The sequence below is a fragment of the Nocardia sp. CA-128927 genome (genome assembly GCF_050955855.1).
GTDB lineage: Bacteria > Actinomycetota > Actinomycetes > Mycobacteriales > Mycobacteriaceae > Nocardia.
The window spans coordinates 9,910,008-9,931,282 of record NZ_CP192087.1 but is presented as its reverse complement, the minus strand read 5'-3'; the positions used below and the strand labels follow the sequence as shown (position 1 = coordinate 9,931,282).

General features: G+C 66.9%; 22 protein-coding genes. 10 read left to right on the top strand and 12 right to left on the bottom strand.

The genetic code is table 11. From position 1 onward, the window contains the following. Nucleotides 1-2 precede the first annotated feature (2 nt). Nucleotides 3-212 (top strand): hypothetical protein, encoded by a 210-nt coding sequence (locus tag ACQPW1_RS46080; RefSeq protein ID WP_433660072.1) that lies wholly within the window; start codon nucleotides 3-5, stop codon nucleotides 210-212. Nucleotides 213-214: 2 nt separating this feature from the next. Here ACQPW1_RS46080 and ACQPW1_RS46075 read toward each other — a convergent pair whose 3' ends face one another. Then, nucleotides 215-889, bottom strand: a complete 675-nt coding sequence (locus ACQPW1_RS46075) for a suppressor of fused domain protein (protein ID WP_433660070.1) — start codon at nucleotides 887-889, stop codon at nucleotides 215-217. A 92-nt stretch (nucleotides 890-981) separates the two neighbouring features. Then, the gene (locus ACQPW1_RS46070) at nucleotides 982-3,039 is read right to left on the bottom strand and encodes an NAD(+) synthase (protein ID WP_433660068.1); all 2,058 of its coding nucleotides are present in this window, start codon (nucleotides 3,037-3,039) and stop codon (nucleotides 982-984) included. 87 nt (nucleotides 3,040-3,126) lie between these two features. Between ACQPW1_RS46070 and ACQPW1_RS46065 the strand changes: the two genes are divergently transcribed. Beyond that, nucleotides 3,127-3,420 (top strand): hypothetical protein, encoded by a 294-nt coding sequence (locus ACQPW1_RS46065; RefSeq protein WP_357385170.1) that lies wholly within the window; start codon nucleotides 3,127-3,129, stop codon nucleotides 3,418-3,420. 207 nt (nucleotides 3,421-3,627) lie between these two features. Then, nucleotides 3,628-5,253 carry a chaperonin GroEL gene (groL, locus tag ACQPW1_RS46060; protein WP_433660066.1) on the top strand — a complete coding sequence of 542 codons (1,626 nt, stop codon included), beginning with the start codon at nucleotides 3,628-3,630 and terminating at the stop codon, nucleotides 5,251-5,253. Nucleotides 5,254-5,406: 153 nt separating this feature from the next. Here the strand turns inward: groL and ACQPW1_RS46055 are convergent, their stop codons facing one another. Next, nucleotides 5,407-6,426, bottom strand: a complete 1,020-nt coding sequence (locus ACQPW1_RS46055; RefSeq protein WP_433660064.1) for an SMP-30/gluconolactonase/LRE family protein — start codon at nucleotides 6,424-6,426, stop codon at nucleotides 5,407-5,409. 124 nt (nucleotides 6,427-6,550) lie between these two features. Between ACQPW1_RS46055 and ACQPW1_RS46050 the strand changes: the two genes are divergently transcribed. The 3 genes from ACQPW1_RS46050 (at nucleotide 6,551) to ACQPW1_RS46040 (ending at nucleotide 9,279) form a co-directional block, all read left to right on the top strand. Next, a complete protein-coding gene (locus tag ACQPW1_RS46050) occupies nucleotides 6,551-7,015 on the top strand; it encodes a MarR family winged helix-turn-helix transcriptional regulator (RefSeq protein ID WP_433660062.1) in 465 nt (154 codons plus the stop codon). A gap of 684 nt (nucleotides 7,016-7,699) precedes the next feature. Next, nucleotides 7,700-8,332 (top strand): TetR/AcrR family transcriptional regulator, encoded by a 633-nt coding sequence (locus tag ACQPW1_RS46045; RefSeq protein ID WP_379284343.1) that lies wholly within the window; start codon nucleotides 7,700-7,702, stop codon nucleotides 8,330-8,332. An 86-nt stretch (nucleotides 8,333-8,418) separates the two neighbouring features. Further along, entirely contained in the window at nucleotides 8,419-9,279 is an 861-nt protein-coding gene (locus ACQPW1_RS46040; protein ID WP_433660060.1) for an alpha/beta hydrolase family protein, read from the top strand. Here the strand turns inward: ACQPW1_RS46040 and ACQPW1_RS46035 are convergent. From ACQPW1_RS46035 to ACQPW1_RS46025, 3 genes are all read right to left on the bottom strand, one after another. Beyond that, nucleotides 9,276-9,929 carry a TetR/AcrR family transcriptional regulator C-terminal domain-containing protein gene (locus ACQPW1_RS46035; protein ID WP_433660058.1) on the bottom strand — a complete coding sequence of 218 codons (654 nt, stop codon included), beginning with the start codon at nucleotides 9,927-9,929 and terminating at the stop codon, nucleotides 9,276-9,278. The genes ACQPW1_RS46040 and ACQPW1_RS46035 overlap by 4 nt on opposite strands. 77 nt (nucleotides 9,930-10,006) lie before the next feature. Further along, the gene (locus ACQPW1_RS46030; RefSeq protein WP_433660056.1) at nucleotides 10,007-12,064 is read right to left on the bottom strand and encodes a prolyl oligopeptidase family serine peptidase; all 2,058 of its coding nucleotides are present in this window, start codon (nucleotides 12,062-12,064) and stop codon (nucleotides 10,007-10,009) included. Nucleotides 12,065-12,105: 41 nt separating this feature from the next. Further along, complete coding sequence (locus tag ACQPW1_RS46025) at nucleotides 12,106-12,651, bottom strand: AMIN-like domain-containing (lipo)protein (RefSeq protein WP_433660054.1); 546 nt, start codon at nucleotides 12,649-12,651, stop codon at nucleotides 12,106-12,108. 197 nt (nucleotides 12,652-12,848) lie between these two features. Between ACQPW1_RS46025 and ACQPW1_RS46020 the strand changes: the two genes are divergently transcribed. Next, on the top strand, nucleotides 12,849-13,823 hold the full coding sequence (locus ACQPW1_RS46020) for a dipeptidase (RefSeq protein ID WP_433660052.1): 975 nt from the start codon (nucleotides 12,849-12,851) through the stop codon (nucleotides 13,821-13,823). On the opposite strand, the gene ACQPW1_RS46015 is transcribed toward ACQPW1_RS46020, so the two are convergent. The 3 genes from ACQPW1_RS46015 to ACQPW1_RS46005 form a co-directional block, all read right to left on the bottom strand. Beyond that, complete coding sequence (locus ACQPW1_RS46015; protein WP_433660050.1) at nucleotides 13,820-14,158, bottom strand: MmcQ/YjbR family DNA-binding protein; 339 nt, start codon at nucleotides 14,156-14,158, stop codon at nucleotides 13,820-13,822. The two genes, ACQPW1_RS46020 and ACQPW1_RS46015, sit on opposite strands and share 4 nt — an antisense overlap. A 103-nt stretch (nucleotides 14,159-14,261) precedes the next feature. Continuing rightward, nucleotides 14,262-15,317 carry an NADP-dependent oxidoreductase gene (locus tag ACQPW1_RS46010; protein WP_433660048.1) on the bottom strand — a complete coding sequence of 352 codons (1,056 nt, stop codon included), beginning with the start codon at nucleotides 15,315-15,317 and terminating at the stop codon, nucleotides 14,262-14,264. A 167-nt stretch (nucleotides 15,318-15,484) separates the two neighbouring features. Beyond that, nucleotides 15,485-16,531, bottom strand: a complete 1,047-nt coding sequence (locus ACQPW1_RS46005) for an AraC family transcriptional regulator ligand-binding domain-containing protein (RefSeq protein ID WP_433660046.1) — start codon at nucleotides 16,529-16,531, stop codon at nucleotides 15,485-15,487. Between the two features lie 144 nt (nucleotides 16,532-16,675). Here ACQPW1_RS46005 and lpdA point away from each other — a divergent pair, with 144 nt between their 5' ends. Both lpdA and ACQPW1_RS45995 read left to right on the top strand, forming a co-directional pair. Continuing rightward, a complete protein-coding gene (lpdA, locus tag ACQPW1_RS46000) occupies nucleotides 16,676-18,079 on the top strand; it encodes a dihydrolipoyl dehydrogenase (RefSeq protein WP_433660044.1) in 1,404 nt (467 codons plus the stop codon). A 209-nt stretch (nucleotides 18,080-18,288) separates the two neighbouring features. Then, nucleotides 18,289-18,993, top strand: coding sequence for a polysaccharide deacetylase family protein (locus ACQPW1_RS45995; RefSeq protein ID WP_433660042.1), 705 nt, complete (start codon nucleotides 18,289-18,291; stop codon nucleotides 18,991-18,993). Here ACQPW1_RS45995 and ACQPW1_RS45990 read toward each other — a convergent pair whose 3' ends face one another. After that, complete coding sequence (locus ACQPW1_RS45990) at nucleotides 18,994-19,410, bottom strand: PPOX class F420-dependent oxidoreductase (protein WP_433660040.1); 417 nt, start codon at nucleotides 19,408-19,410, stop codon at nucleotides 18,994-18,996. A 46-nt stretch (nucleotides 19,411-19,456) separates the two neighbouring features. Continuing rightward, a complete protein-coding gene (locus ACQPW1_RS45985) occupies nucleotides 19,457-19,855 on the bottom strand; it encodes a winged helix-turn-helix transcriptional regulator (RefSeq protein ID WP_433660038.1) in 399 nt (132 codons plus the stop codon). 99 nt (nucleotides 19,856-19,954) lie between these two features. On the opposite strand from ACQPW1_RS45985, the gene ACQPW1_RS45980 reads away from it, so the two are divergent. Beyond that, complete coding sequence (locus ACQPW1_RS45980; protein WP_433660037.1) at nucleotides 19,955-20,806, top strand: SDR family oxidoreductase; 852 nt, start codon at nucleotides 19,955-19,957, stop codon at nucleotides 20,804-20,806. A 71-nt stretch (nucleotides 20,807-20,877) separates the two neighbouring features. On the opposite strand, the gene ACQPW1_RS45975 is transcribed toward ACQPW1_RS45980, so the two are convergent. After that, nucleotides 20,878-21,255: a VOC family protein gene (locus tag ACQPW1_RS45975; protein WP_433660035.1), complete on the bottom strand. Its 378-nt coding sequence runs from the start codon at nucleotides 21,253-21,255 to the stop codon at nucleotides 20,878-20,880. Nucleotides 21,256-21,275: the final 20 nt, after the last annotated feature.

The following is a 21,275-nucleotide window of genomic DNA, read 5'->3' as shown; positions in this document are numbered from 1 at the left end:
CCATGAAGTTCGGTGTGGCCGTCCTCGCGGTGTCCATCCTGGTCGGGTTCACCCGGCTGACATCCCTTCGAGGACGTATTCGACGTGCGCGCAACGGAATCCGTGCGGTGAATGCCGCGCGGGTGCGCAGGCGGCGGCTGGTCCGCTCGCGCGGCGCGTCGAACGGACAGCAGGGCATGCGGCAGTCGCTCGACCTGCCGCAGGCCGCGTGAACTCAGGCCCGTCCGCGCAGCCCGCCACCCCAAGATGGCCACTGCGCTTGGGGTTTCGGCTCGGAAACCAGCGGTGCGCGCTCGATATCGGTGACATACAGCGGCAGCTGAGGCGCCAGTTCCGCCAGTAACGCGAGCGCCTTTCCGCCTTGCGCCGCCCGGTATTCGGGCATGGTCAGCCCGACGAGTTGCAGGAATCGCATGCTGCCATGCGGAGTTTCGATGGTGCCGAGTTCCGGGTCGACCGTGAAGCCGACGGCGTGAATCGTGCAATTCGGCCGGTCGGCGGCGATCGGGCCGTTCGCCTTGATGGTGTGTCCCGGCTCGAACCACTTGCCGGACTGGAAGACATAGCGCGCGAGATTCTGCAGGAAGTTCACCGGCCACACCGGCGGCTCGGTATCGGTGGGCTGGCGAACCAGCCGGAAGGTGAATTCGAAGCCCCAGCCGGACTCGTCGGGGTTGTCCCACTCCTTCTCGTACAGCTCGGTCATGCCGTAACTGATGTAGTGCCAATGCGGTACCGGCTCGGTGCGTGCGTACGCGCTGATCCCGTCGAGTGGCTCGGATCCGCCGAGCGACCAGCGGTGATCGGTCGCCCAATGGAAGGGTTCGATATCGCCGTACAACGGCCGCAGCGCGCCGTCGATGGCATTCCAGCCGGGTGCTTCGCTCACCGATCCACCATATGTGGATCACCTCGGGCCGCGCTGTCCGTGTCGCTCCGGCCATCCCGGGCTCAGCCCGTAATGCCTTGACGGACAGCCGGTTATCCCTCCGGCACGTTCCGGGCGAGCTCGTCCAACCAGGCCGCGGCCGACGCGTCGCTCGGCGCGCGCCAGTCGCCGCGCGGCGACAGCGAACCGCCGGAACCGACCTTCGGCGCATTGGGCAGCGTCGAGCGTTTGAACTGGCTGGTCTGCACGAACCGGCGCAGGAACTCCGCGAGCCACCGCTTGATCGTGGCGAGGTCGTAGGCATTGCGCTGATCGTCGGGAATCAGCTCGGGCCAGCGTCCCAGGCTCGGGTCCGACCACGCGTGCCTGGCCAGGTAGGCGATCCGGCTGGGCAGGTAGCCGAAACGCAGCAGGTAGTAGAGGTGGAAGTCCTGGAGTTCGTACGGACCGACGGTCGCCTCGGAACTCTGACTCGGCGCGGAAGAATCGGTGTCGGGCACCAACTCCGGCGAGATCTCGGTCCGCAGGATCGACGCGAGCACCTCGCCTGCCGCAGGCCCGAACTGCGCGGTGTCGACCGACCAGGCGATCAGATACTTGATCAGCGTCTTCGGCACTGACGCGTTCACGCTGTAGTGCGCCATGTGGTCGCCGACGCCGAAAGTGCACCAACCCAGGGCGAGTTCGCTGAGATCGCCGGTGCCGACGACCAGCGCACCGTGCTGATTCGCCAGCCGGAACAGATGCGACGTGCGTTCGCCTGCCTGCACGTTCTCGTAGGTGATGTCGTACTGCGGCACGCCGTCGGCGGCCGGGTGGCCCAGGTCGCGCAGCATCTGGGTGGCCGACGGGCGGATATCGATTTCCTGCGCGGTCACGCCGAGCGCGTCCATCAGCCGATGCGCGTCGGTGCGGGTTCGGGTGCTGGTCGCGAACCCGGGCATGGTGTAGGCCAACACATTTGCCCGCGGCAGCCCGAGCCGATCCATTGTCTTGGCCGCGACGATCAGCGCGAGGGTGGAGTCCAGCCCGCCGGAAACGCCGATCACCACGCGCTCCGTGCCGGTGGCGCGCAGCCGGGTGCTCAGCCCCTCCACCTGGATGTGCTGCACCTCGGCGCAGCGTTCGTTGCGCACCGCCGGATCGGCCGGAACGTAAGGGAAGCGCTCGATTTCGCGCCGAAGATCGACAGTGCCGGTCGGAATCGGCAGTTCCACCTCGATGCGCCGCAGCCGCGACAGCCGTTCCCGGTGGTCGTGCACATTGTCAGCAAAGCTGGTGGTGCGCAGCCGATCCGCGGCCAGTCGGCGCAGATCGAGATCGGCGGTGACCAGCTGCGGATGATCGGCGAACCGTTCGCCCTCGGCGAGCAGATCACCGTTCTCACACACCAGCGCCTGACCGTCCCACGCCAGATCGGTCGTCGATTCCCCGTGCCCCGCAGCCGAATACAGATACGCGGCCAGGTAGCGCGCCGAATGCGACGTGCACAGCGCCCGGCGGTAGTCGGCCTTGCCGATGACGATATTGCTCGCCGACAGGTTGATCAGCACCGTTGCCCCCGCCAGCGCCGCATAACCGCTGGGCGGCAACGGAACCCACCCGTCCTCGCAGATCTCCAGGTGGAACACGAACCCGTCGAGATCGGCCGCCGTGAACAGCAGATCCGCGCCGAACGGCACCCGCTGCCCCGCGATCGTGACGTGCGTTTCGAGGTTCTCCCTGGCCGCCGCGAACTGCCGCTTCTCGTAGAACTCCCGATAGTTCGGCAGATAGCTCTTCGGCACGGCGCCGAGCACCATGCCGTGGCACACCGCGACGGCGCAGTTGAACAGCCGCCCCTGGGTCCGCACCGGCGCGCCGACCACCAGCACCGTGTCGATGTCGACGCTCTCGGCGACCACCCGCGCCAGCGCCGCCTGCACCGCGTCGTCCAGCGCGTCCTGGTGGAACAGGTCGTCGGCGGTGTAGCAGGACAGCCCGAGCTCGGGGAAAACGGTCAGTACCACCGCGTCGGCGGCCGCCTGCCTGGCCAGCAGCAACGTCTGCTCGACGTTGTACGCGGGATCGGCCACCCGCAGCCGGGGCACGGCCACTGCCACCCGCGCGAAGTCGTGCCGGTAGAGCGATTCGAAGGGCAGTTCGTGCACTGCCGTCCCCCTTCGACGAGGATGCCGGAGATGATCATGATTCCCCTCCGGAACCTACCCTCGATGCTGGCCCGCTAAGCTATAGCAATGGCGGATGAAACGGATTCCGACCTAATCGCGGGGGAACTGCGCGCCGACCTGTTGCGCGCGCTTTCGTATGTGTCCACAGAGTCACAGCCGGACGGCAGCTATGTCGTCAACGGAGACCTTCCCCCCGAGGTGGCGCCCCCGTTTATCAGGGCGATCATGCGGGTCGAAGCGGAGTTGTTGTTGCACGATGCCGAGTTGGTGACCGTGGAGGGCGGCGAGCCCAGGTCCCCGGAGGAACGAAGGACCGACGCGTTCGTCGCGTTGGTGCTGCGCGTCGACGATCGGGCCTAGCCCCCGACCTTGCACTCGGCACTGTCGAGTGCTAGAAATGGCTTTGGCACTCTCTACCCGTGAGTGCCAGGTCGGGACGGTGAGACCGGGTACCATCGACACCCCTGGTCGTCCGTCGCGGGCACCGAGCCTGGCCAGCGTTAATGGGGCGATCCGACGAGCGGTCGTCCTGCGTGTCAGCCTCATTACTTGGAGGATCACCTCGCAATGGCCAAGATGATTGCGTTCGACGAAGAGGCCCGCCGCGGTCTCGAGCGGGGTCTGAACGCCCTCGCCGACGCGGTAAAGGTGACGCTGGGCCCGAAGGGTCGCAACGTCGTTCTGGAGAAGAAGTGGGGCGCTCCCACGATCACCAACGATGGTGTTTCCATCGCCAAGGAGATCGAGCTGGAGGACCCGTACGAGAAGATCGGCGCCGAGCTGGTCAAGGAAGTTGCCAAGAAGACGGATGACGTCGCTGGCGACGGCACCACCACCGCCACCGTGCTCGCCCAGGCGCTGGTGCGCGAGGGCCTGCGCAACGTCGCGGCCGGCGCGAACCCGCTCGGTCTGAAGCGCGGCATCGAGAAGGCTGTCGAGGCCGTCACGGCTCGCCTGCTGGAGTCCGCCAAGGAGATCGATACCAAGGAGCAGATCGCTGCTACCGCCGGTATCTCCGCGGGCGACTCGTCCATCGGCGATCTCATCGCCGAGGCCATGGACAAGGTCGGCAAGGAAGGTGTCATCACCGTCGAGGAGAGCAACACCTTCGGGCTCCAGCTGGAGCTCACCGAGGGCATGCGCTTCGACAAGGGCTACATCTCGGGCTACTTCGTCACCGACCCCGAGCGTCAGGAAGCGGTCCTCGAGGATCCGTACATCCTGCTGGTCGGCTCGAAGATCTCGACCGTCAAGGACCTGCTGCCGCTGCTGGAGAAGGTCATCCAGGCCGGCAAGCCGCTGCTGATCATCGCCGAGGACATCGAGGGCGAAGCCCTGTCGACCCTGGTGGTCAACAAGATCCGTGGCACCTTCAAGTCCGTCGCCGTCAAGGCCCCGGGCTTCGGTGACCGTCGCAAGGCGCAGCTCGCCGACATCGGCATCCTGACCGGTGGCGAGGTCATCACCGAAGAGGTCGGCCTCTCCCTGGAGACCGCAGGCATCGAGCTGCTCGGCCAGGCCCGCAAGGTCGTCATCACCAAGGACGAGACCACCATCGTCGAGGGTGCGGGCGACGCGGAGGCCATCAAGGGCCGCGTGCAGCAGATCCGTGCCGAGATCGAGAACTCGGACTCGGACTACGACCGCGAGAAGCTGCAGGAGCGTCTGGCCAAGCTGGCCGGCGGTGTTGCGGTCATCAAGGCCGGTGCCGCGACCGAGGTCGAGCTCAAGGAGCGCAAGCACCGCATCGAAGATGCCGTGCGTAACGCGAAGGCTGCCGTTGAAGAGGGCATCGTCGCCGGTGGTGGCGTTGCGCTGCTGCAGTCGGCGCCTGCGCTGGACAACCTGAAGCTCGAGGGTGACGAGGCGACCGGTGCCAACATCGTGCGCGTCGCGCTGTCGGCTCCGCTGAAGCAGATCGCCTTCAACGCCGGCCTCGAGCCGGGCGTTGTCGCCGAGAAGGTTTCCAACCTGCCGGCCGGCCACGGCCTCAACGCCGATTCCGGCGTGTACGAGGACCTGCTCGCCGCCGGTGTCGCCGACCCGGTGAAGGTCACCCGCTCCGCGCTGCAGAACGCGGCGTCCATCGCGGCTCTGTTCCTCACCACCGAGGCCGTCGTCGCCGACAAGCCGGAGAAGTCCGCCGCACCTGCCGGCGACCCGACCGGTGGCATGGGCGGCATGGACTTCTGAGTCCAGCCACCCGGCAACACTGTTAGAAACCGAAAGCCGGTCCACCCGCGGGTGGACCGGCTTTCGGCGTCTGCGGAGTCCCTTCCGCTTGCTTCATTGCCGACTGTACAGGTTAGCCTTACCTATCTTCAAGTCGGGTTGCGGAACCGGGGATCAGATTCCGTCGACCGCCAGGATGGTGAAGGGCTTCGGGGTGCCCGGTCCCATCGGTCCACCCTTGTCGAATTGCGAAGCGACGACCAGGGTTTGGTTGTTGCTGCGGACCAATGTGGTTGGCAGGCCCAGGGATTCGTCGGTGACGCGCTGGTTCATGGTCGCGGTCGTGCCGTCGTCGGTGAGGGTCCAGCGGGCGATGGCGTTGTCGGTGTTCTGCACCACCCACAGGGTGTTGTCGTGCAGTTCCAGTCCGTCGCCATGCATCAGGTTGCCGCCGCCCAGGGTGACCTTGCGGATCGGGTCGGCGGCGTTGGGGGCCACGGTGATTCGGTACAGCTCGCCCGCGTTCATGTCGACGACGTAGAGGTAGCGGCCGCTGGTGTCGGCCACGATGCCGTTCAAGGTGAAGCTGTCCGGGGCGTGCGGCGCGACGACCGTGCTCAGATCGAATTGCGCTGTCATTTGGGCCCGTCCGCCGTGCGCTGCGGCATCCGCCACCTGAGCCGCGGTGACGCGGTAGACGACGCTGCGCGAGGAGTCGGTCAGGTACGCGGTGCCGTCCGGTGTGATCGCCAGATCGTTGACGAAGCGCGCCGCCGAGCCCGGCACGTCGAAACGGGCGAGCAGGGCGCGGGTTGCGATGTCGTACACGGCAACTCCGGCGGTCGAGTCGGTCACCCACAGCCGTCCCGCCGGATCGACCTTCAATCCGTTGGCGGTCTTGCGTCCGTCGGCGCCCTCGGGCAGGAAGACCTCCGCCGTCTTCGCCCCCTGCGCCGCCCGGTAGACGGCCCCGGTGCTGAACGAGCCGACATAGGTGTCGCCATTGCGTGCATCGGCGGCGATGCCCTCGGGGTAGGTGCGCTCGCCGGGCAGGTCGTAGGCGGTGCTGATCCGCACGGACTGTGCGGCGGGGGCGGGTTGCGCCGCGTCCTCGGTGGTGCCACAGGCCGCGACGGCGGTGCAGGCCGCCGCGATGGCGAAGGTCGCCATGTGGCGGCGCGTTGCGTGGGACATGGTCATGCCTCTCATCAGGTCTATCTCTCGGATGTACTCACATCTAAGAATGAACTCGAAGATAGATTAGAGTTCTAACATCAGTCAAGAGTCTAATGACAGGTCGGGCAGATACCATGCGGTTATGACGTCCCTGCATTCCACCGAGCGCCTCGGCTCGTACGTGAAGCGCGCCGAGCAGGCACTGCAAACGGCGAAGCATGCGGCGCTGAAGCCCGCGGGCGTCACCGTCGCGCAGTACGCCGCCCTGCTCCACCTCGACGAGAACCCCGGCATCTCGGCCGCCGCGCTGGCCCGCCTGTGCGGCGTGACGCCACCGACGATGAACACCGTGCTGACGAATCTGCAAGACCGCGGCCTCATCGAACGCACGCCGCACGCCTGGCACAAGAACATCCTGGAAACCCGTCTCACGGAAGCGGGTGCCGCCGTCATGAAAGACGCGGATGCCCGCGCGGTCCGGGTGGAACGAGCGGTGGCCGCCGGATTCACCGATGCCGAACGTGCCACGCTGCAGGAGCTGCTGACCCGCTGCGCGGACCTCTTCGACTCCGTCCGCCCCGAAACCCCCACGGCCCCAAAGAAATAGGCCGAATGTCCGGCGAGCAGGTGCTGTCAAGGGCGCGGGATCGTACCGAGAAGTGCTGTCGCGGTAGCTATTTCGATCTACTGGCCACCTTGGCTGACTGCCTCGCCGTCAGTAGGCTTTCGAGGGGTCGCCCGGCCCGCTGACGCCCGCGCCGAGCAGCCGTCCACTGCGGCACCGAGCCTGCGGCTCGCGCAATCGGCATGCGGCTCACCCTAATAGCGCGGCTCGACGAACTCCGTGGTCAGCCGCGGTTGCGCGGGCGCATCCGGGGGTACGCCTATGTCGTCTATTCGACGCACTAAACGGTACTACCGGTACTCCGCGAACTCCCCTGGCGGACAGGACGAATCAGGCATAACCAGTGGTCCAGTTCGGTTGAAGATTATTCTACGAATTCCCGTCAAAATCGCGCACGCACATCTCCGTCCATCGGTATCGTCTGTTTCGGCAAACAGTCAGTGACAATGGATTTGGTCGATGCTTATCACAACTATCGATGTCCCAGAGGACTATCGAGCGTGCATGCGAACCTGCTGTCGATGCAAAGCGCAAACTGCCGAGTGCGCGAACGATGAGTAGGTAAGAACTCTGCCAACTTTCGGCTAACGCCTGGTCAGTTGCGGGTTGATATCAAGGGCCCGATCCATGTCAGGCGCTTCTTGGGCTTCTGTATTGTCTGGCCCAATGTCACAGGATGCGAATACGGGTCGAATGTATGCCGGGCAACCCGTCGAGGACCGGCAGCGTCAGCGGCGTGCGCGTTTTCTGGAATCGGGCCTGACGGTCTTCGCGCGCGACGGCTACGCCAATAGTTCGGTCGGCGCCATCTGTAAGGACGCCGGACTCTCCTCACGACAGTTCTACGAGGAGTTCACCGGACGCGAGTCCCTACTACTCGAGCTCTACGAGCAGATCGATCGCGAGTCGCGCGACGCGGTCGCCAAGTCATTGGAGAGCAAGGCCGACGCGAGCGCGCTCGAGATCATCGACGCGTCCACCCGCGCCTACGTCGAGTCCATCGGATCGGATCCGCGCAAGGCGCGCGTCGCACTGGTCGAGGTGGTCGGTGCGGGCCCCAAGGTGGAGAAGTTCCGGCTCGAATTGCGCCGGGTATGGGGTTCGCTGCTGGCGGGTGCCGCCGAGGACGCGGCCATGCACGGCGAGATCCCGACCGGCGACTACGAGATGCGGGTGCTCGCGATCATCGGCGCGGTCAACTACGTGGTCGATTCCTGGAGCGGGGCGGATCCGCGCCCGCCGCTCGACGACGTGATCCGGGTGCTGAGCCGGGTGATCATGGGAGCGGTCGGCGCGTAACCTTGGAGCGCTTGCGAGTCGCGAATGCGCGAGGCCGCGCGGATCGGCCGAGGCGCGGTGCTCGTGGGACCGGTAGCGTGCGCATGATGGAGACGGTTCCGATCCAAATGCCGGACGGCAGCACGGTTCCGGTGCGGCTGATCCCGGCCGGCGGCGCGCACCGGCACCCGGTCACGCCGGACGCGCCGCGCCCGGTACTGGTGATCGCGCCCGGGCTCGGCGTACCCGCCGGGTACTACGAGGGATTCGCCACGAAGCTGGCGGCGCGCGGGTTCGACGTGGCGATCGGCGAGCTGCGCGGCAATGGCGACAGCACGCCGAAGCCGAGTGCCGCCAGCAGCTACGGCTACCACGAGCTGGTCTCGGTCGACTTCCCGGCGATCTTCGAGGTGGTGCGCGACCGGTTCCCGGCCAGCACGCCATATCTGCTCGGGCACAGCATGGGCGGCCAGTTCGCCGTCATGTACGCCTCGCGGATTCGCGGCAGGCTCGGCGGGCTGATCCTGATCGCCTCCGGAACGCCGTATTACCGTGGCTACCCGGGACTTTCGAGCCCCGGCATCCTGGTCGGCACCGCGGCCGCCTCGCTCACCGCCAGCCTGGCCGGCTTCTGGCCCGGCGACCGGATCCCGGCGGGCGGCTTCGGCCGCCAGTCCAAGGTGCTGATCTCGGATTGGGCGCGGCTGGCCCGCACCGGCCGGTTCCAGCCGGTCGGCGCGGACATCGACTACGAGGAGCGGATCGCCCGCCTGAAGCTGCCGGTGCTGTCCATCACCATGACCGACGACGACCTCACGCCGCCGGGTTCCGCCGAGCATCTGCTGGAGAAGCTGCCCAAGGCCGACGTGACAACGTGGCATCAGCCGGAACCGTTGGGGCACAACGGCTGGATCCGCGAGTACACCACCACCATCGATCAGATCGAGAAGTGGCTGCGCGACCGTTAGAGGTGTCGGCCGAGGTCGAGATGGCGACTGAATCCGTCGAGCATCGCGTCCAACCCGATGTCGAAATGGTCGGTGTCCGTGGCCTGTTCCGGTTGCTCGGCCCGCTGGGCGGCGACCGTGGCGATGGCGTGGCTGAGGATGTGGCCGATCGCGTACTCGCGCAGGCAGCGGGTCAATTGCAGCGCGATCCTCGCCGAAAAGCCGTGACTCTGAAGGTGTTCCACCATCCAGCTACCGGTTTCGACGGCCAGCTCGCTGCGCACCGGACGAGTCGCGAAGACCGGCACCGCATTCGGGTGCCGCCGCAGCGTGGAACGCAGCCGGTGCGCGTAGGCGCGCATCAGGTCGCGCCAAGGTTCCTGCCACGGTAGGGATTCCATGTCCAGTTCGGCGAACATCGCGTCGGCGATACCGTCGAACAGCTCCTGCTGGTCGGTGAAGTGCCGATACGCGGCCATCGGGTCGGCGCCGAGCGCCGACCCGAGTTTGCGCATCGAAAATCCGTCGACACCGGTCTGATCGATGAGGGTCAGCGCGACCGCGGCGATATAGTCGCGGTTCAACGTGGTCCGCGTCGTCGGCGCCGGACTCGCGCGCCGGGTACGGGCCCGTCGCGCGCGAGACACCTCGATGACGTTTTCGGAATCCACGACCGCTCTCCTCCCGGGGCCAGGTCTACGACGTAGACGACATCTACACCGTAAGCCCCGGGCCCCGGATCCTGCGGTTATCCGCGCCGTTCGATCAGCATCTGGGTGAAGAACTCGTAGATCAGGCCCGCCTGGAAGGCCGACTGCTTGTTGTCAGCCGCGCCGCCGTGGCCGCCCTCGATGTTCTCGTGGTACCAGAACTCGTGGCCCTGTTCCTCGAGCAGCGCGGCCATCTTGCGGGCGTGGCCGGGGTGCACGCGGTCGTCGCGGGTGGAGGTGGTGAGCAGGATCGGCGGGTAGGCGACGTCGGCCTTGGCGTTCTGGTACGGCGAGTACTTGCTGAGGTACTCCCATTCCTCGGGCTTGTCCGGGTCGCCGTATTCGGCAATCCACGAGGCGCCCGCGAGCAGCAGGTGGTAGCGCTTCATGTCCAGCAGCGGCACCTGGCAGACGATGGCGCCGAACAGCTCCGGGTAGCGGGTCAGCATCACGCCCATGAGCAGCCCGCCGTTGCTGCCGCCCACCGCGCCGAGTTGATCGGCGGTGGTGATGCCGCGCGCGACAAGGTCTTTCGCGATCGCGGAGAAGTCCTCGTACACCTTGTGCCGGTTGGCCTTCTGCACCGAGGTGTGCCACTGCGGCCCGTATTCGCCGCCGCCGCGGATGTTGGTCATCACCCAGGTGCCGCCGCGTTCCAGCCAGCCCATCCCGGACGCGCCGCTGTAGGCGGGCGTGCGCGAGACCTCGAAGCCGCCGTAGCCGGACATCACCGTCGGGCCGGGCGTGCCCTTGCGGTCACGATGGCGAATCACGAAGTACGGCACCTGCGTTCCGTCGTCCGAGGTCGCGAAGAACTGCTCGGTCTCGATGCCGTCGGCGTCGAAGAAGCCGGGCTCCTGCTTGAGCTGTTCGGTGTCGCCGCCGACCGAGCTGGCCAGCAGCGTGGCGGGGGTGGTGAATCCGCTTGTGGTGAGCATGAATTCGTCGCCGCCCTCGAGCGGGTCGAGATTCAGCACGCTGGTGGTCGCCATCGGCGGGGTGTCGGCCAGCGACTCCTGGCGCCAGCCGTCCGCGCCCGGTGTCACCACGTAGAGCTTGGTCTGCACGTCCTCGAGGGTGATGAGCAGCAGATGGTTCTCGGTCCAGCCGTACCCGTGCAGCGAGGTGTGCGCGTCGGGGGTGAAGATGACCTCGAATTCCCTACTGCCGGAGAGGAACTTGTCGAAGTTCATGGCCAGCAGCGCGCCCGCGGGGTAGGCGTTGCCGCCGACCTCCCACGGCGACTTCAGCCGGACCAGCAGCCAATCCTTGTACCAGGATTCGCTGGCATCGGTGGGGGTCTCCAGATGCCGTAGCGTGCCGTCGTTTTCGAGCAGGTACACGTCTTCGTTGAAGAAGTCGGTGGCGCGACCGATGTAATGCCGCTCGTAGCCCGGGGTTCGGTCGTAGCCCGCCGAGACCGCGACGTCACCGGCTTCGCCCTCGAAAACGGTGACCGCGTCGGCCAACTCGGTGCCACGCTGCCAGCGCTTGGCGATGCGCGGGTAGCCGGAGTCGGTCAGTGAGCCGGGGCCGAAGTCCGTGCCGATGTACACCGAATCGATGTCGATCCAGCGCATCTCGGACTTCGCCTCGGGCAGGAAGAAGCCGCCGTCCGCCGGGTCGATGAATTGCCTTGTCGCCATGTCGAACTCGCGCACCACCTTGGCGTCCGCGCCGCCGCGTGACAGGCTGATCAGCGCGCGCGACTGCTCCGGTCGCAGCACCCCGGCGCCGCCCCACACCCAGTTCTCGTCCTCGGCGGTGGCCAGCGCGTCCAGGTCGATCAGCACGTCCCAGTCCGGCGACTCCTTGGCGTACTCGGCGAAGGTGGTGCGCCGCCACAGGCCGCGCGGATGTTCGGCATCGCGCCAGAAGTTGTAGAGCAAGCTGCCGCGCCGGCCCGGGTAGGCGATCTTGGTGTCGGTGTCGAGCATGTCCAGAATGCGGTGTTCGAGCTCGCTGAACCGGTCCGAGGAGGCGAATCGCTCGACGACCACACTGTTGTGCGCACGGGCCCAGTCGAGGGCCCGCTCATCGGTCACTTCTTCGAGCCAGAGGTAGGGGTCAGTCACATTCTGCTCAACGCCGCTCATGCCCTCATTGTTGCCGACCAGCGCAAATCGGGGCGTCGGGGTCACCAGAAGTGCGCTACGTCCACCACGACGCGCGACCCGCCGCCCGGGCCGTCCAGGGTGAACACCCGCATGGGCAGCCGGGCGCGGACGCCGAGGCCGACCGTGGTCTGCCCCTCGAACGTGCCGCCCCACGCCACCTGGCGGAAGGTCTGGTATCCGGCCACGTCGACCAGTTCGTTCCGGTTCCCTGGCCGGAAGGTCTCCTGGCCTGCGTCGTTGTGCGCGGGCGCGAGGATGACGACATTCAGCACCGCGCCGCCGCGCAGTGGCACTAGCTTCCCCGACCCGTCCAGCGTCATCGCATCGACGTATCCGACGCGATAGCCCGCGCCCGAACCGGCGACATCGACGACCAGCCGATCGAAGCATTCGTGCTGCCCGGACCGGATTCCGGTGATCGGTGCGGCTGTCATGGCCGGACTCGTCTTGTCCAGCGAACCCCACACCAATCCGCAATAGGAGGGAGTCGCGGCGGCCGGTCCGGGAATGATCCAGAGGCCGATCAGAGTCGCGACGGAGGCGATCAGAACAAATATGCGACGCATGCCGCACCCGCCTTCGGGCAGTAAGGATTAAGCATTCAGTGAATCGGGCGAATTGGACACGGCGTTACCAAGCGTCGAAGCCCGAAAAGGTTTGTTGACCTTGGTCGATCGGCTCGACACCGCGCGCGGCGGCGGCCCGTCGGTGGACCGGCTTAGTAGGATCGCGAGTTCGAGGCTGATCCGACCAGGAGGTTTCTTTGCCGCACTTTCTCTGGGAGCAGCATTGCTGTCTACCGTTGGTGCCGTCGGCGCGGATCGCGGACCTCGCGCGCTATCCACTCGGGTCGTATCTGTCGGTGAATGTCGGGTATTCGCCGCATTCGACGGAGGATTCGGTGAAGCTGACCCGTCAGTACCGCGCGGACGCGGCGGCTGACGGGCGATTTCGCTTGGTGCACAGCCACTCCGACATCGGCGATCCGGAAACCATCGCGCTGGCCTTCGATCTGGAGGACTCGGGCCCGCTCGGTGGCGATTTGGACAACGTGGAGCTGTTCTACGAGTTGGGCGTCCGCTCGATGCTGCCGACCTACAACAGCGCCAACAAGGCGGGCTGCGGCTGCCTCGATACCGACGACACCGGACTCACCGCCTTCGGCCAGGACCTCGTGCGCAAACTCAACGAGGTCGGCATGTTCGTCGACGGATCGCACTGCTCGCGGCGCAGCGGGCTAGAGCTGGCCGAGCACACGCAGGTGCCGATGATCTACAGCCACTCCAATTTCGCCGCGCTGCGCGACCATCCGCGCAACATCACCGATGAGCAGGCGAAGGCCTGTGCCGCGACCGGCGGTGTGATCGGACTCAACGGCGTGGGTATCTTCCTGGGCCACAACGGAGTCGAAGATGCCGCCGCACGAGTGGAGGCGATGGCCGACCACGTCGAATACGGCGTCGGATTGGTCGGCATCGAGCACATCGGGATCGGTTCGGACTACTCGTTCGACGCCGAGGACTTCAACGGCATGCTCGCGGACCATCCGGAACTGTTCCCCGAGTCGTACACCAAATGGGGCCCGCTGCAATGGGTTCCGCCCGAAGACCTGCTCGGCACGAGCGGAGTGACCGGCCTCGACGAGGTGCTGGCGCGGCGCGGATTCGGCGAAGCGGATCGCGCGGCGGTGTTCGGCGGCAACTTCTCCCGGGTCGCCGCGCAGGTGTGGCGCGACTAGCCGAGGTGTTCGGCGGCCACTCGCTTGGGCACGCACATCCGCCACGCTTCGACGATGAGCTCGGTCAGTTCCGCCTCATCGATGGCGTCCAGCCGCACCCGGACCCAGTTGTACCGCTCGTCCGACGGGCGCGGCATCATGAACTTGTCCGGCTCGGCCTCGACCAGCGCCACTCGCTCGGCCTTGGGAAACGCGAAGCCCATGCGGGTTTCGTCCGGGGACAGCGCCAGGTAGACGATCCGGCCGATCCGATACTTGACCCGGTCGCGAACCAGCGCCTCGGTTGTCCGCGGCAGGCTCATCGCCACCCGCCGCACGTCATCAGCTGTCACCACCGGCCCAGTATCGCGCCGGGGTACGACATCTCAGCCTGGACCGAATGAAACAGGTGTGGCGCGACCGAATCGGTCGCGCCACACACCCCTGAACAGGGTGAGTTCACCCGAGACGAACCAGCATCTTGCCCGTGTTCGCACCGGAGAGCACGCCGAGGAAGGCGGCCGGTGCCTGCTCGAGCCCCTCGTAGACCGTCTCCGTGGTGCGGATCGTCCCGTCGGCCAGCCAGGCGGCGGCCTTCCCGACGTACTCGCCGAAGATCGGGAAGTAGCTGTTCACCAGCATGCCGCGCAGCGAAACCTCCCGTGTCGCAGCCTTGTACAGGTCGGGGCCCGTCGCGCCGGTGCCACCGTTGTAGCCGCTGATCGCACCGACCAGCGCGACCCGGCCCTTCGGACGGATGGCATCGACGGCGACCCGCAGATGTTCGCCACCGACGCTGTCCAGGTAGACGTCGATGCCGTCGGGCGCGGCCGCGGCGAGCTGCCCGGCCAGGTCACCCGCCCGGTAGTCGATCGCGGCGTCGAAGCCGAACTCGTCGAGCAACAGCCTGGTCTTGGCCGGCCCGCCCGCGGAGCCGATCACCTTGGCCGCGCCGAGCGCCTTGGCGATCTGCCCGGCCACGCTGCCCACCGCGCCCGCCGCCGCCGAAATGAACACGGTGTCACCGGGATTCACCCGTGCCACGTCGGTCAGCGCCGCGTACGCGGTGAGGCCGGTGGTGCCGAGCGCGCCGAGGAAGTGGTGCGTCGCGGCGAGCGAGGTGTCGATCGGGGTCACCACGGCCGCGTCGAGCACCGCGTACTCCCGCCACCCCGCGAAGTGCGAGACCGTGCTGCCGACCGCGATGTCCGCCGACTTCGAGGCGATCACCTCGCCGACCGCCGAACCCTCCAGCGCCTCGCCCAACTGGAACGGTGCGATGTAGGACGGGCGATCGTCCATCCGGCCCCGCATGTACGGATCCACCGACATCCAGGTGTTGCGCACCAGGATCTGCCCGTCGGTGAGCTCCTGAATCGGCTTCTCCACCAACGAGAAATGCTCCGCGGTCGGTGCTCCGGTCGGTCGCGCCGCCAGCTGGATCTCCCGCGAGGTACGCGGCAGCCCGCCGTTTTCCGGAGTGGTGCCCGCTGCCTGATCGGTCTGAACGCTCATTGCTCTGCCTCTTCTTCGGTGACTCTGCCGAACCGCTTCGATCCGGTACGGCTAACGCTATGAGCCCGAAACCCCCGCTCCCAGGTCCGCAAACGCCACCACCCGGTCCAAACGCGACACGTCTGATCTGCCGCTGGCGCATCCGACCATGTCTCGTTCGGCGCGGGTCAGCTGGTCCTGAGGTTGGTGGGGGAGGCGCCGGTCCAGCGGTGGACGGCCTTGCGGAGGGCCCGGTCGTCGGTGAAGCCGAGGCGGTCGGCGATGGCGGCGGTGGTCAAATGCCCTTCGGCGAGTAGGGTTTTCGCCTGTTCGTAGCGGACCTGGTCGTATTCGGCGCGCCAGCTGGTGCCGTGTTCGGCCAGCTGACGTTGTAGTGTGCGCGGGCTGACGGCCAGCCGACGGGCAACCGTAGCCAGCGACGCGTCACCGGTGGCGATGGCGGCGGCCAGCGCACCGCGGAAGGCTTCCATCGGGCCGGGGATCGTCCGCGCCGTGGCCAGCACCATGTCGGCGTGGCTGCGCAGCAGCTCCGCCAGCATCGGGTCGGCGCGCGGCAAGGTGGCGGTGGCGTCCGCCGCGGTGAAGGTGATGGCGTCGGCGGGCGCGTCGAATTCGATGCGGTCGGTGCCGAAGGCGTCGAGGAGCGCGTCGTGCTTGCTCGGTGCTGCGCGGCTGAAGGCGACGCGGGCCGGGATCACGTGTCGGCCGGTGGCTTCGCGAGCGCGCCGTAGGTAGTAGGCGAGTACGTACTCGTTGATCACCGCCGCGACCGCCGGGTCGCCCGCGGTGGTGCGGAAGCCGACCGTGAGATCTCCGTCGTGCTCGAGATCGAACCCTTCCGCGGCCGCGGTGACCAACCGGTGGTACGGCTGCGCGCTGCGCAACGTGTCGGCGAGCGTCGGCCCGTTCGTGACGAGGTAGTCCCAGGTGGTCAAGGTCCCGAGCGGCGCGGCGTCGACCACCGCGAGCCCCGCGCCCGGCTCCGGCCTGACCTCCGCGAGCAGCTCCCAGAGCCGTACCAGTGAGCTCAGCGGAATCCGATTGAGCTCCCCGGCCAGCGCCGCGTCATCGATCCCGTGGATGGCGGCCAGCCGATCGTCCCCGACCCCGGCCCGCCGGGCGGTGTCGCGGACCAAGCGGATCAGATGCGTCGAAGCGGTGTTGTCGATGGGGGACGCGAGCGCGTCACTGCCCGCCGATCGACTCCCAACCACGGCCCAACACTAGCGAGTCGAATTGTCTGATTCGCCACTCGCGCCGTCTCGTGAACACCGAACATGCGGCCAGGTGTGGCCCACGGCTCATTGTTGTGGGGGACCGGTGGGCCAACTCCCAGCGACAGAGTTAGGCTCGGTGTCGTGACTTCCCATTACGACGTTGTCGTTCTCGGTGCCGGTCCTGGCGGTTACGTCGCCGCCATCCGTGCGGCACAGTTAGGCCTCCGTACCGCGATCGTCGAGCAAAAGTACTGGGGCGGTGTGTGCCTGAACGTCGGCTGCATCCCTTCCAAGGCGTTGCTGCGTAACGCTGAGCTGGCGCACATCTTCACCAAGGAAGCCAAGACCTTCGGGATCTCGGGCGAGGTGAGCTTCGACTTCGGCGTGGCGTTCGATCGCAGCCGCAAGGTGGCGGACGGCCGGGTCAAGGGCGTCCACTTCCTGATGAAGAAGAACAAGATCGACGAGTTCGACGGCAAGGGCACCTTCACCGACGCGAACACCCTCACGGTCGAGCTGTCCAAGGGCGGCAGCGAGACGATCACGTTCGACAACGCGATCATCGCCGCGGGTACCGTCACGAAGTTGCTGCCGGGCACTCAGCTCAGCGCCAACGTGGTCACCTACGAGGAGCAGATCCTCACCCGCGACCTGCCCGGCTCGATCCTGATCGTCGGCGCGGGCGCCATCGGCATGGAGTTCGGCTACGTCCTCAAGAACTACGGCGTCGACGTGCGCATCGTGGAGTTCCTGGACCGCGCGCTGCCGAACGAGGACGCCGACGTCTCCAAGGAGATCACCAAGCAGTACAAGAAGCTCGGCATCACCATCACCACCGGTGCCGCCGTGCAGTCCATCGACGACGACGGGTCCAAGGTCACCGTCGCGATCAAGGACAACAAGTCCGGCAACGTGGAGACGGTCACCGTCGACAAGGTGCTGCAGGCCGTCGGCTTCGCGCCCCGCGTCGAGGGCTACGGCCTGGAGGCGGCCGGCGTCCAGCTCACCGACCGCGGCGCCATCGCGATCGACGATTACATGCGCACCAACGTGCCGAACATCTACGCCATCGGCGACGTCACCGCGAAGCTGCAGCTCGCCCACGTCGCAGAGGCGCAGGGTGTCGTCGCCGCCGAGACCATCGCGGGCGCGGACACCGTCACCCTCGGTGACTACCGGATGATGCCGCGCGCCACCTTCTGCCAGCCGCAGGTCGCCAGCTTCGGCCTGACCGAGCAGCAGGCCCGCGACGAGGGCTACGACGTGAAGGTCGCGACCTTCCCGTTCACCGCCAACGGCAAGGCGCACGGCCTCGGCGATCCCACCGGTTTCGTCAAGCTGGTCGCCGACAGCAAGTACGGCGAACTGCTCGGCGGCCACCTCATCGGTCCGGACGTCTCGGAGCTGCTGCCCGAGCTCACCCTGGCGCAGAAGTGGGACCTCACCATCAACGAGCTGACCCGCAACGTGCACACCCACCCGACGCTCAGCGAGGCACTGCAGGAAGCCTTCCACGGGCTCGCCGGCCACATGATCAACTTCTGATCCCCACTGCTCAGCCGAACGGTGGCGGCCAGACCAAACGGTCCGGCCGCCACCGTTTTTCGTGCGCCGAGTATGCCGGTCCTGCCTCGCCGCGCAGGTTTTCGCCTGCCGCGCGCGGAATCGATGACGAAACAGTGCGCGGCAGGCGAACTAGTGCGCGGCGAGCGGATTCAGGTCTGGTGGTGTGGTCGCAGGTTTGCTAGACAGCGATGATGCGTAAGTGGCTGATCGGCGGAGCGCTGGTACTTGTCGTGTTACTGGTGTCGGCAGTCGGCGGGTACTACCTGATGAACTCGCGCAGTTTCCAGCTGGCCGGGCGGCTGGTGAACCGGGTCGATACCAGCGACAAGGTGGTTGCGCTCACTTTGGACGACGGGCCGACCGACCGCGCGCCCGGTGTCTTGAAGATGCTTGCCGAGCAGCAGGTTACGGCCACCTTCTACCTGGTCGGCGGTGATCTCGCGGCGCACCCCGAATACGGCAGGGCGATCGCCGAGGCCGGGCACGAGATCGGCAACCACAGCTACCACCACCGCCGGATGGTCTTCAGCTCCGCGAGTACCGTCCGCGACGAGATCGAACGCACCGACGCCGAAATCGCGAAAACCGGCTACCGGGGCCCGATTACCTTCCGCCCGCCCTATGGCAAGAAGCTCTGGTCGCTGCCGAAGTACCTGTCCGATCACGATCGCACCTCGGTGACCTGGGATGTCGAGCCCGACTCCGGCGAGACCGCGACCAGCGACGAGATCGCGGCACAGGCGGTGCGCGAGGCGCGCCCCGGCTCGATCATCCTGCTGCATGTCATGCACGAGTGGGCGGCGCCCGCGCTGGCCGCGATACCCCGGATCGTCAGCGAATTACGTGCTCAGGGTTACCGATTCGTCACCGTCTCGGAGCTGATGCAGCACTGATCAGAGCATCCCGTACGCGTGCGTCGGGGTGAGCAGTGCGAGGGCGCGGCGGTCGGCGACCATGGCGCGGCGATAGTCGTCCCAGTCGGGGTGTTCGCCGTTCGCGGTGCGGTAGTAGTCGACGAGCGCTTCCACCGTGTCGTCGTGCGGGTCGGCGGCCACCGGGGTGACCGAGGCGATGGCCTCCACCACGGCGTAGGCGAAGAAGTCCTCGCGACTGACGTGGATGGCGGCCCACGGCTCACGGACCAGGTTGTGATACTTGGCGCGGTCGGCGGTGATGGAGACGCGGATGATGCCGTCGCCGCCGATCACGTGCAACACGTTGGACAGCTGCGGGCGGCCGTTGCGGCGGATGGTGGTCAGCACGGACCGGCGATGGTCGCGGGCGAAGTCGACTGCTTGGGCGAGTTCCATGCCGCTATTCAACCGGTAGTGATCCGGGTCTCTTCCCCGGCGCGCCTCAGTCGCGGTGGTAGGCCGCCTGGGCCTCGCGGACCTGCGGCATGCTCCGCTCCACCAGCTGGATCAGCGATTCGAGATGGTCGGCGACCTGGGCGCCCAGCTCGGTCACCGTGTATTCGACGCGCGGCGGGATGGTCTCGTGCACCTCGCGATGCACCATGCCGTCGCGTTCCAGGGCCTGCAGGGTTTGCGACAACATCCGCTCGCTGACCCCGTCGACCCGCCTGCGCAGCGCGCTGAACCGGTACGGACCCTCGCGCAGCGCGACCAGGGCGAGGATGCCCCAGCGGCTCGCCACATTCTGCAAAACCGGCCGTGACGTGCAGTTCTTGGCGAATACGTCAGGTTCCAGCGTCGGATCGTCCAGGTCTGGCGACGATGTGCGCTGCGTACTCATGAAATCAATAGTACCCAACTTGACCGCAGTGGTGTATGAATGCATAGTACTTACTAATAGTTAGTGCTTAGCGAACCGTACGAACTCGTGGAGGTAGTTATGACCGTTGCCGTGACCGGTGCCAGTGGACAGCTGGGCCGTCTCGTCGTACAGGCGCTGCTGCGCGAGGGCGCCACTCCGGTGGTCGCGATCGTGCGCGATCCGCAGAAGGTCACCGATCTGGCCGAGCAGGGTGTCGATGTCCGGCAGGCGAGCTACGACGACGCCGACTCGCTGGACCGCGCGCTCGCCGGAGTCGACCGGGTGCTGCTGGTCTCCGGCAATGAGTTCGGCGCCCGAGTAGCCCAGCACACCAACGTCATTCGCGCCGCCGAGCGCGCTGGCGTCGAACTGCTCGCCTACACCAGCATTCCGCAGGCGACGGAGAACCCGCTGATCCTGGCGCAGGAGCACATCGGCACCGAGGCGGCACTCGCGGCTTCGACTGTCCCGCACGCGATTCTGCGCAACGGCTGGTACTGGGAGAACTACCTCGGCGGCCTGGCGAGCGCCGTCGAATCCGGCGTCCTGTACGGCGCCGCGGGCGAGGGCCGGGTAGCGGGCGCGGCGCGCGCCGACTACGCCGACGCGGCCGCGAAGGTGCTCACCACCGATGGGCACGCCGGGCAGGTGTACGAGCTGGGCGGCGACGAGCGCCTCACCTATGCCGAACTGGCCCAGGCGATTTCGGATGCCGCCGGCAAGCCGGTCCGCTATCAGGATCTGCCCGAGGCCGACTATGCCGCCGCCCTCGAGCAGTCCGGACTGCCTGCCGCCGACGCGAAGGTGCTCGCCGACGCGGATGCGGGCATCACCAAGGGCATCCTCGATGTGACCAGCGGCGATCTGCAGAAGCTGCTCGGACGGCCGTCGGCCACCGCCGTCGAGGTGTTCCGCGCATCGCTCAGCTGAGATCCGCACGGCTGCAACCTTTTTGATGTCCCGCACGCCGAAACGGTGTGCGGGACATCAGGTATGTGCGGCTATACCCACTGGACCAGTTGCAGGATGATGCCGTTCGGATCGCGCATCTGGAAGTAGCGCTCACCCCATTCCTCGGTCTCGATCGGCGTGACGATCGGTACCCCCTCGCCCTGCAACCTGGCGTACTGCGCGTCGATGTCTTCGACGACGAACACGACGAGCAGTCCCTCGCCCGCGCTGCCCGCGGCGCTCTTCGGCTTGAAGGACTTCAGCCCGGTGCGCAGGTAGATCACGTTGAGCCCGGCATCGGGCCGATCCAGCGAGACGAACCCGTCGGCCGACATCTTCTCGGTGAAGCCGAGGTGGTCGATCAGGAACTTCGCCGAGGCCGGCGGATCGGTGACGTTGAGGGAGATGGCGGAAGCGGTGATGTTCATAGGTGCTCCTCGAGGCCGTG

Excerpts from the sequence above, each read along its gene's own strand:
- ACQPW1_RS46010 (WP_433660048.1), bottom strand. The coding sequence starts at position 15,317 with ATGAGCGTTCAGACCGATCAGGCAGCGGGCACCACTCCGGAAAACGGC.
- ACQPW1_RS46025 (WP_433660054.1), bottom strand. The coding sequence starts at position 12,651 with ATGCGTCGCATATTTGTTCTGATCGCCTCCGTCGCGACTCTGATCGGC.
- ACQPW1_RS46045 (WP_379284343.1), top strand. The coding sequence starts at position 7,700 with ATGTCACAGGATGCGAATACGGGTCGAATGTATGCCGGGCAACCCGTC.
- ACQPW1_RS46065 (WP_357385170.1), top strand. The coding sequence starts at position 3,127 with ATGGCGGATGAAACGGATTCCGACCTAATCGCGGGGGAACTGCGCGCC.
- ACQPW1_RS45980 (WP_433660037.1), top strand. The coding sequence starts at position 19,955 with ATGACCGTTGCCGTGACCGGTGCCAGTGGACAGCTGGGCCGTCTCGTC.
- ACQPW1_RS46080 (WP_433660072.1), top strand. The coding sequence starts at position 3 with ATGAAGTTCGGTGTGGCCGTCCTCGCGGTGTCCATCCTGGTCGGGTTC.
- groL (WP_433660066.1), top strand. The coding sequence starts at position 3,628 with ATGGCCAAGATGATTGCGTTCGACGAAGAGGCCCGCCGCGGTCTCGAG.
- ACQPW1_RS46050 (WP_433660062.1), top strand. The coding sequence starts at position 6,551 with ATGACGTCCCTGCATTCCACCGAGCGCCTCGGCTCGTACGTGAAGCGC.
- ACQPW1_RS46040 (WP_433660060.1), top strand. The coding sequence starts at position 8,419 with ATGGAGACGGTTCCGATCCAAATGCCGGACGGCAGCACGGTTCCGGTG.
- ACQPW1_RS46055 (WP_433660064.1), bottom strand. The coding sequence starts at position 6,426 with ATGTCCCACGCAACGCGCCGCCACATGGCGACCTTCGCCATCGCGGCG.
- ACQPW1_RS45990 (WP_433660040.1), bottom strand. The coding sequence starts at position 19,410 with ATGGAACTCGCCCAAGCAGTCGACTTCGCCCGCGACCATCGCCGGTCC.
- ACQPW1_RS45985 (WP_433660038.1), bottom strand. The coding sequence starts at position 19,855 with ATGAGTACGCAGCGCACATCGTCGCCAGACCTGGACGATCCGACGCTG.
- ACQPW1_RS45995 (WP_433660042.1), top strand. The coding sequence starts at position 18,289 with ATGATGCGTAAGTGGCTGATCGGCGGAGCGCTGGTACTTGTCGTGTTA.
- ACQPW1_RS46030 (WP_433660056.1), bottom strand. The coding sequence starts at position 12,064 with ATGAGCGGCGTTGAGCAGAATGTGACTGACCCCTACCTCTGGCTCGAA.
- ACQPW1_RS45975 (WP_433660035.1), bottom strand. The coding sequence starts at position 21,255 with ATGAACATCACCGCTTCCGCCATCTCCCTCAACGTCACCGATCCGCCG.